Genomic DNA, 878 nt, shown 5'->3' on the forward strand with positions numbered 1-878 from the left:
TGTTGGTGGCCACCGCGTCGTCCATCCGGAAGGTGATGCCCTCGGCGGCCGCGGCCTCGGTCAGCGGGGCGAAGATGCTCTGCGCCGGCCGGCCGAACTTGCGCTCGTAGACCCGGGCGGACGGCTCGCCGGCCGCGGAGGCGTCGGGGTTGAGCTGGAACGGGCGGAAGACCACCTCGACGTCCGCCGCTCCGGGGAACGCCGCCAGGGCCTTCTCGAACCGGCGCTTGCCGATGTAGCACCACGGGCACACGACATCCGAGTAGATCTCGACCTTCACGACTCACAGCTCCTGACGGGTCCCGACGGCGGGGAGTATTGGACCTTACGTTCCAGAACTTAGCGATTCTGGAACGTCAGGTCAAATACTTGCTGCTTCCGGCCGCCGCGTTGGGTAGCGTTGGTCCCATGGGACGACCGCGCACGTTCGACGAAGAGGCGATCCTGGACCGGGCGATGCTCCTGTTCTGGCGCAAGGGCTACGAGGCCACCACCATGAACGACCTGGTGGACGAGCTGGGGCTGGGCCGGGGATCGATCTATGCCGCGTTCGGCGACAAGCACCGGCTGTTCCTGCTGGCCCTCGGCCGCTACCTCGGCCGCCAGGACGAACTCCTCGCCTCGTCCTTCGACGACCGCAGCCCCGCCCTCCCGCAGCTGCGCCGGCTGTTCGAGCGGCTGCTGCAGACCGACTCGTTCTGCAGCGGCTCGGGATGCTTCAGCGTCAACAGCATCGCGGAGCTGCTGCCGAACGACCAGGAGGTCGCCGAGCTCGCGCGGCGCAGCCTGCGCAAGGCCGAGGAGACGTTCGCGGCCCAGCTCGACCGGGCCCGGCTGAGCGGCGAGCTCGCGCCCACGATCAGCCCGGCCGAGGCCGC

General features: G+C 69.4%; 2 protein-coding genes. One reads left to right on the forward strand and one right to left on the reverse strand.

What is annotated here, in order from left to right:
- The coding region (locus AA75_RS48510; RefSeq protein WP_033824811.1) for a DsbA family protein at positions 1-280 on the reverse strand (280 nt) is incomplete at its 3' end.
- A gap of 128 nt (positions 281-408) precedes the next feature.
- Between AA75_RS48510 and AA75_RS37025 the strand changes: the two genes are divergently transcribed.
- Positions 409-878 (forward strand): TetR/AcrR family transcriptional regulator (locus AA75_RS37025; protein ID WP_033824813.1); only part of this gene is annotated, 470 nt, incomplete at its 3' end.

Source organism: Kitasatospora sp. MBT63, from assembly GCF_000710465.2.
Taxonomy (GTDB): Bacteria; Actinomycetota; Actinomycetes; order Streptomycetales; family Streptomycetaceae; genus Kitasatospora.